This window comes from Bacteroidia bacterium (genome assembly GCA_025056095.1).
GTDB lineage: Bacteria > Bacteroidota > Bacteroidia > JANWVE01 > JANWVE01 > JANWVE01.
Window position 1 is genome coordinate 1 of the sequence record JANWVW010000095.1, and the last position, 10,465, is coordinate 10,465.

At 36.9% G+C, this 10,465-nt stretch carries 8 protein-coding genes; 7 read left to right on the top strand and 1 reads right to left on the bottom strand.

Annotated elements, in window-relative coordinates:
* Nucleotides 1-190: 190 nt before the first annotated feature.
* Entirely contained in the window at nt 191-1,213 is a 1,023-nt protein-coding gene (locus NZ519_08160) for a glycosyltransferase family 2 protein (protein MCS7028724.1), read from the top strand.
* Here NZ519_08160 and NZ519_08165 read toward each other — a convergent pair.
* On the bottom strand, nt 1,203-2,735 hold the full coding sequence (locus NZ519_08165; GenBank protein ID MCS7028725.1) for a hypothetical protein: 1,533 nt from the start codon (nt 2,733-2,735) through the stop codon (nt 1,203-1,205). The genes NZ519_08160 and NZ519_08165 overlap by 11 nt on opposite strands.
* 114 nt (nt 2,736-2,849) lie before the next feature.
* Between NZ519_08165 and NZ519_08170 the strand changes: the two genes are divergently transcribed.
* The 6 genes from NZ519_08170 (at nt 2,850) to NZ519_08195 (ending at nt 10,328) form a co-directional block, all read left to right on the top strand.
* Nucleotides 2,850-4,352, top strand: a complete 1,503-nt coding sequence (locus tag NZ519_08170; GenBank protein ID MCS7028726.1) for a GH3 auxin-responsive promoter family protein — start codon at nt 2,850-2,852, stop codon at nt 4,350-4,352.
* Between the two features lie 3 nt (nt 4,353-4,355).
* The gene (locus tag NZ519_08175) at nt 4,356-5,555 is read left to right on the top strand and encodes a glycosyltransferase (GenBank protein ID MCS7028727.1); all 1,200 of its coding nucleotides are present in this window, start codon (nt 4,356-4,358) and stop codon (nt 5,553-5,555) included.
* A 65-nt stretch (nt 5,556-5,620) separates the two neighbouring features.
* Complete coding sequence (locus tag NZ519_08180) at nt 5,621-5,821, top strand: hypothetical protein (GenBank protein ID MCS7028728.1); 201 nt, start codon at nt 5,621-5,623, stop codon at nt 5,819-5,821.
* Nucleotides 5,799-7,193: a DNA methyltransferase gene (locus tag NZ519_08185; GenBank protein MCS7028729.1), complete on the top strand. Its 1,395-nt coding sequence runs from the start codon at nt 5,799-5,801 to the stop codon at nt 7,191-7,193. Before NZ519_08180 ends, NZ519_08185 begins: the two co-directional genes overlap by 23 nt.
* Complete coding sequence (locus tag NZ519_08190; protein MCS7028730.1) at nt 7,190-8,104, top strand: CfrBI family restriction endonuclease; 915 nt, start codon at nt 7,190-7,192, stop codon at nt 8,102-8,104. Before NZ519_08185 ends, NZ519_08190 begins: the two co-directional genes overlap by 4 nt.
* A 253-nt stretch (nt 8,105-8,357) precedes the next feature.
* A complete protein-coding gene (locus tag NZ519_08195) occupies nt 8,358-10,328 on the top strand; it encodes a T9SS type A sorting domain-containing protein (protein ID MCS7028731.1) in 1,971 nt (656 codons plus the stop codon).
* The last annotated feature ends 137 nt before the right edge of the window (nt 10,329-10,465 follow it).

The window sequence follows — 10,465 nt, forward strand, 5'->3', positions numbered from 1 at the left end:
GTATAGCCATATAGAATTTATTGAGGAGAAACTCAAAAAACCTGTAGAGAATTTGGGACCGCTTAGGGTAGGTATCAACTTAAACGAGTACCTCTCATTTGAAAGGTAAGATAAGATATGTGATTATTTGAGGTAAATCCAAGCATAAATTATGTTGTGCTGCTACTTCGCAAGCTTTTAATTTTGCATAATGAACTATCCGCTAGTTTCCGTAGTAATACTAAACTATAACGGCAAGCACTGGCTACAAAAATTTCTACCTTTTTACAAGCAAACTACTTACCCTTGTGTGCAATGGTTAATTGTAGACAATGCATCTACCGATGATAGTGTAGCGTACGCAAAAGCCCATTTTACTGATGCAGAAGTTATTCAATTTCAAGAAAATAAAGGTTTCGCAAAAGGGAATAATGATGCTGTTCCTTACTGCAAAGGTGAATATATTGTTTTTCTCAATTCTGATGTTGAGCTTACTCCAAATTGGCTTGAACCACTTGTAGAGTGCATGCAAAGTAACGTAAAAATAGCTGCGGTTCAGCCTAAAATTCGGTCATATAGTCAAAGGACATATTTTGAATATGCAGGGGCTTGTGGCGGTTTTTTAGATCTCTATGGAATACCTTTTTGCCGAGGTAGAATTTTTGAACACTGTGAGCAAGACAACGGTCAATACGATAAGGCTATACCTGTGTTTTGGGCAACAGGTGCATGTATGCTAATACGAAAAAAAGTATGGCATCATATTGGTGGATTTGATGAAATTTTTTTTGCTCACATGGAGGAGATAGATTGGTGTTGGCGGGCAAAATTAGCAGGCTATGAAGTTTGGTGCGAACCTAAAAGTGTAGTTTATCATGTAGGGGGAGGTACATTATCTATGCAGCATCATAAAAAAACTTATCTCAATTTTCGGAATAGTCTTTTAATGCTGTACAAAAATCTTCCACAAAAAAAATTGTACACTACACTTCTTAAAAGACTTATTTTAGATGGCTTAGCAGGAGTGTTTTACTTGTTCAAAGGTAAGGTTAAACATGTTGTTGCTATTATACGCGCACATTGGCACTTTTTCGGTAAAATTCGAGAATACAAGCTTAAAAGGATGCAGGTCCAGCGGTTAGCTAGTCAAACTGTTGAGCTTTATCCCAAAAGTATTGTTTTTTTGAGATTTATTAAGCGAAAAAAGACATTTTCAGAGCTTTTTAAAATCTGAAACCTACGGTGAAGAATATTTGCAGCATAGTAAAGCGGTTAATTGCAAGGGGAGAAGGGCTATCTACTAAAATGTAAGGGTAGTATTTTTCTTCGGTTACATTCCAAATAGCAGCCAGGTCTATGTAAAAGTTCTCTTCTCTATAGCCGAATCCGCCTGTGATATTAGGTTGCCAAGCCATAATGTATTGAGTAGAGTTATTGGCAGTATATTGGCGGGCTGCGGCATTAAGGGGTGTAGTTAAGGCAGCAAAACCTGCTCTGAATTGAAAGTGATTATCTAAGCGTACTTCGCCTGCTACCTTAAAGTTAAGTACAGCTTGAAAGTTTCGGGCAATTTGCTTATTCACTTCCCTAAAAGAGTTATTGTCGTCATAAATAAGAGCACGAAGGTAATTTACATACTCTATTTCAGAAGTAATAAAACCTCTGCGGGCAATGAAAAAAGCACTTCCTAATTTTAACCTTGCGGGTGTAATAATGTTATATTCATAAGTGCCCCTTATACTATCCCCATAAGAGGGAGCAGTAAAGTTAGGATTACCAATTTTGAGACTAAAATCTGCATTTACTTGGGTAGTGTATTGATCTTCAAGTCCTATAAGAGAAGGCGTTTGAAAATGCAGTCCCAACCTAAGCCAGTTATTAGGCTTAAATAGAGCTCCTATTCGAAGATTAACTCCTGTGGCTTTGGTTTTCAGTACCTCTGTGAAAGTGCTTCGGAACAGCCCATAGCCATCCAAACCGCCGTTTCGAGAGAGAATGTAATTAAAATTTGTAGTCGTATCAGATTCCTCTACATATTCAATTTCACGGTTGTACACTCCTCTAATTACATTAAAGCTCATTCCTAAGAATAGTTTTTCAGCATAATTACCTGCAAAAGAAATTCCGTACTCTCCCATTCTTCCTGCTTCAAATCTGTCAAAAGACTGGTTTACTCTACCGCCTGTGATAGCAGGTAAAAGTTTATCTGTGCCTGCGCTATCTGTTAAAAAGGAGTTCCAACCTAATCTACCAAAGTAGGTATTTTCACCTACGCCTGTACGGTTTCCTTCTTGGGCATAAAAATCGCATATTGAGTTTGTTGTATTGTAGCCTGAAAAAATAGTCCTTTTAGCAAAATTATTGTATTGGTTAAGATGAAATGAAAATACTGCGCCTTGCCAGTCTTCGTTATCTCGGTTATCGGGATTAAGGGGTAATATCCATGCAAAATTTGAAATAGCTAAATTGAAACGACCTGCGTAGGAATCTGTTTCTAAGTATTTGCTGTATGTGTTACCTATTCGTGTAGATAGAGTGAACATGAGATCGCTCCTTCGGTATAGTCCTATACCTGCGGGATTAATCGTTGCGTTCATAGCATCGCCGCCCAGTGCTGTAACAGCATTAGCTAAACCTGCGCTGCGTGCCGTACCACCTATTCCAACAAAAGACCACCTGTATACATCAGATATGTCCTGCGCTAAGGTAGAACTCAAAATTCCTACCACTAAAATGCAAATCTGAATTTTTTTCATTTCTGCAAAAATAAAATAAAATTCATCAAATAAAATACCTTAACCTTGTTATGCAAAACTTGTAATGCAACCAGAAACATTTTTTAACTTTGCTGCTATATATCCTCGAAAATTATGCTACCATGGCTTCTAAAACTGTTAGCGAAACGCAGATACAAACAAATCCAAAAATGGGCAAATAATCCTATTGAGTACCAAGAAAAAACTTTTCATTATCTTATTCAACAAGCAAAAAACACAGCATTTGGTAAAGACCACCACTTTGACAAAATTAAAACCTATCAAGACTACAAAAAATACGTTCCCATCAATGACTATGAAGGGTTAAAACCATATATTGAACGTGTACTCAATGGAGAAAAGAATGTTTTATGGAAGGGTAGACCTCTTTACTTTGCAAAAACTTCGGGTACCACTTCTGGAACAAAATATATTCCCATTACCAAAGAGTCTATTCCCACGCACATACAAGCTGCCCGTGATGCTATTTTTTTATGTGCCTATAACATGAACGATGTAAGTTTTATGCTTGGTAAAATGATGTTTTTAAGCGGTAGCCCCGAATTTGATGAAATAAAACACGGTGTTCCTGTGGGCAGATTGTCAGGAATTGTGCAGCACCATGTACCTAAAATGTTTTTGCGTAATCGAGTTCCTTCTTGGGAAACAAATATCATTGCAGATTGGGAAACTAAAGTTAAAAAAATTGCAGAGGAAACAATATCACAAGATTTGAGGCTAATTTCAGGTATTCCCCCTTGGGTCCAAATGTATTGTGAAGAGATCTATAAACTAACAGGCAAAAAATTATCAGAAGTGTTTCCTAACTTATCTGTTTTTGTGCAAGGTGGAGTAGATTACAGACCTTATGAGCAAGTACTTAATCAAGCTATTGGTAAAAAATTACAGATGATTGAGGTATATCCTGCATCCGAAGGTTTTATTGCTTATCAAGACACCTTAGATAAAGAAGGTTTGCTATTGATATTGGACAATTATATTTTTTATGAGTTCGTACCTGTTGAAGACATTTTTAATCCTAATCCTACGCGTATATCTTTACAAGAGGTCGAAGTAGGGGTCAACTATGCTATTATTCTCAATACGAACGCAGGCTTATGGGGTTATAATATTGGGGATACAGTTCGCTTTGTGAGTAAAAATCCTTATCGTATAGTGGTTACAGGGCGAATTAAGCATTTTATTTCTGCTTTTGGCGAGCATGTTATTGTAGAGGAGGTCAACAAAGCTATGATGGAAACAGCTCAAGCTTTTGGTGCTGAAATTACGGAATTTACCGTTGCCCCCTATTTAACTGATAGACATCAAGAGCTACCTTATCATGAGTGGTTTATTGAATTTGCTAAGCAGCCTGAAAATTTAGATGCTTTTGCTGTGCACTTAGACCAAAAGATGCAAAAGCTTAACTCATACTACAAGGATTTGCGGCAAGGAAATGTATTGCAGTTGCTTAAAATTAGAGTAGTGCCCAAGGATGGATTCATAGAGTATATGAAGTCTATTGGCAAGTTAGGTGGGCAGAATAAACTACCACGATTAAGTAATGACCGCAAAATTGCAGAAGCTTTAATTAGTATGTTTTTTGTAAATGCATAAATGGTGCGGATTGGAATTTTATCCCAAGCTACAAATTTTCATTGTCAAAAGTGGGCTTTAGCGCTGCAAAAAGCAGGTTTTGAGGTTGTAGTTTTTTCATTAGAAGATGCTCAAATTCCGAATGTGAAAGTAGTTTCCTTACACAAAGGAAAGTATAGTTATTTGACGTTTTGGCAAAAACGCAAAGCCCTTAGGTTGGCTATTTTAAGGGAGAAAATAGAAATTCTCAATCCGATGCACTTAACACCTTTTGGAACTTGGGCAAAGTGGGCAAATGTAGGATTACCGATTGTTGCTCAAGCTATGGGAGCAGATGTGTTAGAGTATGCCCCTGCTTATGAACCTATTTACAAGCTTATTCAGCAAAGGGGATGGGCAAAAGACAAAGTAAGTTCCAGGCGAACTTTTATTCAAGAATTAAAGCACCGTTATTTTTCACAGCAGGTTCAAAAGTTTTGTAATACTGCTACCTACCTTATTCCTGACAATGAGTGGATTGCTTATGGATTAGAAAAATGGTTCAATGTGCCAAAAGAGAAGTATCATGTAGCATATTGGGGCATAGAAACGGAAAAATTTGATACTGTTCAATTGGCAGATATTGAGTATGTAAAAAACTTGCTACAAATCAAACCTCATCAGAAAGTGGTATTAAGTCCAAGAGGTATAAAGCCTATTTATCAAGCCGATGTTATTTTTGAAGCGTTCAAAGATGTTAATGCATTTTGGGGGGATAGAGTTAAATTTATCATGCTTGGGGCGAGTTATGGGGGAAATCGGCGTTTTGTTTCGCAGCTTGAAAATTATTCGCAACATAATTCTAATTTTGTTTATCTTTCTTATCTACCTTCGCAATATATGCCTGCCTTGTGGAAAATTACAGACATTTTTATATCTGCTCCTATTTATGACGGATATTCGGCAGCTTTAGCAGAGGGAAGATACGCAGGTGCCATTCCTATTGTTAATCACACGCCTGCTACTGAAAATCTCATTTTTAACGGCAAAAATGGCTTCATTTTACGTAACTTTAATGTAAAAAAATTAAGTTCGGTACTTAATGCCACTTTACGAAGTGTAGATGAGTTAAAGCCTAAATTTGCCGCAGAAAATATCAAATGGACTTTGGCAAAAGGTTTATTTAGCCATACCGTAGATAAGTTCAAGCAAGTTATCTGTGATAAATTACTTGCAAAAAAATAGATATTCCCTTTTTTGGTAGCCGCTCTAAAAGTTTATTTTACACGAAGGATAATTATTTTTATTTTTTGGGCGTGTCCTTGCCCACACTTCGCTTACGCTTGTGTGGGCAAGGTCGGCGTGCTACGGGCTACGCTATCGCTTCGGTGCTGCGCTGCGCTCCGCGCTGGGCTAACGCCCACCCTCCGCATACCTCACGCAATGACAACTCAAAAATTCGTAAATTGCACTGCATAACCTTGAAATATGTTAAGCAAAAAACTTATTGATGAACTAAAAAATAGAGATAGTAGAGAGTTAAGTCATTTAATTGACAAACAAAAAGAAATCAAAAACATTACTTTTATATTAAAAAACTTAGGACATCCCCCAAAAAATTTTAATGGAGAATTTTTGATTCCACTATTAAAGCATGAACATTTTCAGGTAAGATTGTTAGCTGTTAAAAATATAGGGAAGCTAAATGATGCGCAATTTTTGCCTGAACTGTATTCTATGTTAGAAAAAGAAACAAATACACTTGTCAAACGAGAGGTAGTCTCTGCTATTGGTAGAATGAGAAATCCTAAAAACAAGGAAATACTTTGTAAGCTCTTACAAGATAAAGACCCTAAGATTGTATGCCAAGCAATACGGGCATTGCTGGTTTTTAATGACGATCAAGAAATAATCAATCGCCTAATTCTTTTAGCTAATCATCCTAATGAAATGGTACAGCAGTTAATTCGCAAGGAATTTTTTTCCCATGCAAAACCTGCGTTTCAAAATTCTTTGCCCCACCCTGAAACGTACGAGTTTTTGAAAAATGTTGTGGTAAATGCAGATGTATTAGAAGTTTTAAAGTATGTACCTGATGAAAGTATCCACTTAACTTTTACTTCTCCCCCATACTATAATGCCCGAGATTATTCTATTTATCCAAGTTATCAAGCTTACTTGGAGTTTTTAGAACAGGTTTTTAAGGAAATTCACCGTATTACCAAAGAAGGTAGGTTTTTAGTAGTCAATACTTCGCCGATTATCATTCCTCGCGTTAGCCGTTCTCATTCTAGTAAGCGATACCCAATCCCTTTTGATTTACATTATTACCTAGTAAAGAATGGATGGGAATTTATTGATGATATTATTTGGCAAAAGCCTGAATATGCCGTCAAAAATAGAATCGGGGGCTTTATGCAGCATAGAAAACCATTAGCTTACAAACCAAACACTGTAACTGAATATATAATGGTCTACAGAAAAGAAACAAACAAGCTAATTGATTGGAATATAAAATCCTACGATAAAAAAGTTATAGAGGATAGCCGAGTTCCTGATGGATACGAAACCACTAATGTTTGGAAAATTGAGCCTTGTTCTGATAAAATACATTCTGCTGTGTTCCCTGTAGAATTGTGCAAACGAGTAATTCAATACTATTCATTTAAAGGGGATTTGATTTTTGATCCTTTTGCAGGAAGTGGAACTGTCGGAAAAACGGCTAAGCTCATGGACAGAAACTTCTTTTTGACAGAGAAAGACCCTACTTATTTTGAATATATGAAAACTAAAAATAACCCTACTTTGATACCCGAGGAACAAGTCAAATTTTTAACTTTATCCGAATTTATCAAGCATATTGAATTATCAAAAATCAAATGACCTTAACTGAACAAGTAACAAAAAACATTATTTCTCGCCTAATAAAAAGTCAGGACTACCGCATTGAAATTATAGCTTTAATCAATGCACACTTCTTAGAGTTTGCTATACAATTTTTTGAAAAAATAGTACAAGCCAAAATACGAAATAAAAATGTGATAGACTGGTATAAAAGAGAATTTCTTAATCCCAATCTAAGCGCTGATGAAATTGCCATTCATTCAGGTTTGAATAGAAAAACAATAACCAACATGTTCAATTCTGCAACTAAACAAATAGTTATTGACGCATCCAATCAGCATTATGAACTTTTGCATAGTTCCATTTCCTACTTGCTTGATAACCAAGAGGATATAGACTTGAACTTAACCATCAAGTTTAGAGGTGTAAGTGTAGACTTGAACATCAATGAAAGTTTGATTGTTATTAACACATTAGCTGTAAAACGTGCTGCTTTACGTGGTGGGCTATGGAGTACAGCAGGTAAAAAAGTAGAAAAACCTTTAATGCAAACTCTCTGCATGTTATTTGATGTGCCAAAAGATTATTACGTTGTTCAATTAAACAGAAGAGTAGAGAAAAGTAGTATTTTAAATTTTGAAAGAGAAGTTGACTTTTACCTCATTTGTAATGGAAAGAAATACAAATGCGAAGTAAAGTTAATGGGCAAAGGTAATCCTGAAAGTGCAGATGCAGTAGTTGCTCGGAATAGCAAAATACTTGTGGCAGACAAACTCTCCACATTGAATAAGACGCAGTTGAACCAGCTAAATATAAATTGGATAGAGCTAAGAAGTCAGAATGGCTACCAGAAATTTGAGAAAATTTTGAGAGATTTAGGTATTCCTCACAAAACTTTTGTAGGTGATTTGGACAGCAGATTAAATGAGATATTCTCAATGATATTCTAAAAGTATAAAAATAGCAAAACAAGAACTACTCAATGCGTGCCAAAGAAGTAGATTTTTGTTTTGATGTATTTTTTGGGCGTGCCCTGCTCACACTTCGCTGCGCTTGTGTGGGCAAGGACACGCCCAGAGAATAAAACTTAAACTTCAAAAATAGATTTTGTCTATAAAAAAATAGATTGGATATAATTTACAATAAGATAACACAGTTTTATGGGCTTTATCTTAACTTTGAAGCAAAATTGTTACTTAAATTATGAAAACTTCCTTCATTCGCATTACTGTATTAGTCTGTGCAGTCAGTTTCCACATTGCATCAGCACAGATAACCTTTGTAACTAAGCTGCCTAAGTATGTACAAGGTGTAAATGGTACTAACAACAACCGTACTCCTTTCATATTTTGGGGAACCGTATCAGGTCTAACGCCGGGTGCAACATACCGCTACTTCAACCAAATGGATACTGTAGGTAGCCCAATAACCGTATCAGGTGCAGGAAATCCTTATCTTATTAACATGACTTCAGGTACCATTACTCGTACTACAAGCCCCGGTATGGCTACTGCGGGGAACTACGAAGAATTTACTGCATCTGCCACAGGTACTTATTCAGGCTGGTTTATGCTAGAAACTACGGGCAATCCAAGATTTACGCCTGGTAAAAAGCTCATCCCTAAACTCATGCTTAACAATGGCGCAGGCGGAACAACCATAGCTACCCGAGTAGCAGCTAATGACACTACTAATGTCATTGACTACGGTACAGGAATAGCCAATGGTTCTGCACTCAAAGACACCACGATTGCATCCCCTAAAACAATGGTTTATTTGTACGATAACGTGGCAGGTACAGGGCAGCCCATAGCGTCAGGTATCGTTGAGAACGATGGACTGGATTTATCCTCAGTTTCTTCAATAGCCACCTGGTATAAGAACGAAGTTGATGGTAAACCCAATAAATATGGCGTAATTATACCTAATAATCTTCCTAATGGTATTCGCAGAGTAGAATTTAGAGATTTTAGTACAGGAAATATCACCTCTGTTATCGTAGATGCAGATGGAAACTGGAATTCAGGAGCAAATACTGTAAATATGACATCAGGCACTACGGTCACCTATCTCAACTCTCTAATGAATACAGGTCATACCATTTCTAATAACCCAATGTTTATTCCACCAGCTACTATCAGCTCTATGGCTAATGATAGTGCATCCGCACCTTTTAATTTCCATTTCATTATCAAAGAAGATGGAGATTGTCCTGATTTTAATACCACTCCAAGTATATTAAACAGCTTCGTAATTAAAGCAGGTGCAGGAAATGATATTACTGATTGGACACAACTAATCCATGAAGCTGTTTTTGTACCTACAGGATCTTCTACCGCATTCCCACTTACTATCAAACCTGACTCATTAGTGTTTGCACCTACAAGTCCTGTTACCATTCTTGACAATTCTGTAAGTATTGTTAAGGTAAAAATATGGCTCAAAACGAGCTTAGGAGGAACTCTACCTACTACTGTAGATGGACAAAACATAGCTTTCAAAATAGATAATTCTTGTTTTAACCTTACAGGTACTTACATGATGCCACTCAACAGTCCTGTCCAGTCGGGTGCAGCAAATAATGCAATCAGTGTAGTAGCTTCTAAACTTCGTTTTACTACTCAACCCTCTCCCACAGGTGTTCAGGGGAGCCCATTAGCACAATCTCCTGTAGTAGAAAGTACTGATGCTAACAATAACCGTGACTTAGACCACTCTCTTTTAGTTACCCTGACAAATACGGCTTCTTTGCCTATGGTCAATCATACAGCCACAGCAGTAAGTGGAGTGGCTACCTTCTCAAATTTAACATTTAATGCACCTGGTACCACACAACTCAATGCGAATAGTGGCTCGCTAACTACCCCTATTCCTAGCATTACGGTGGTTATCAGTCCACTCGTTAATTTACATCAAAATTTATTTAGTGGCTCGGTAGATGTATATCCAAACCCTGTTTCTGATCTTTTGCAGTTACAGTTAAGAGAACCTTTGAAAAATGCTCAAATTGAACTTATATCTGCTCTTGGAACGAGAATAATTTTACACACTGGTGATCTACAAGCACAAAATTATGTATTTAGTACAGATAATCTACCCAATGGAATTTATCAGCTGGTCGTTACTGATAAATCAACCTGTGTATATACTCAAAAAGTAAGTATATTACATTAAGTATCTTCATGTTCATTTTTTGCCCTCACAATGTTAATTTGTGAGGGATTTTTATTTTTTGGGCGTGTCCTTGTGGGCGTTTCGCTTGCGCTCATGCCCACAAGGTCGGCGTGCTACGGGCTACGTGCGGAATGCCC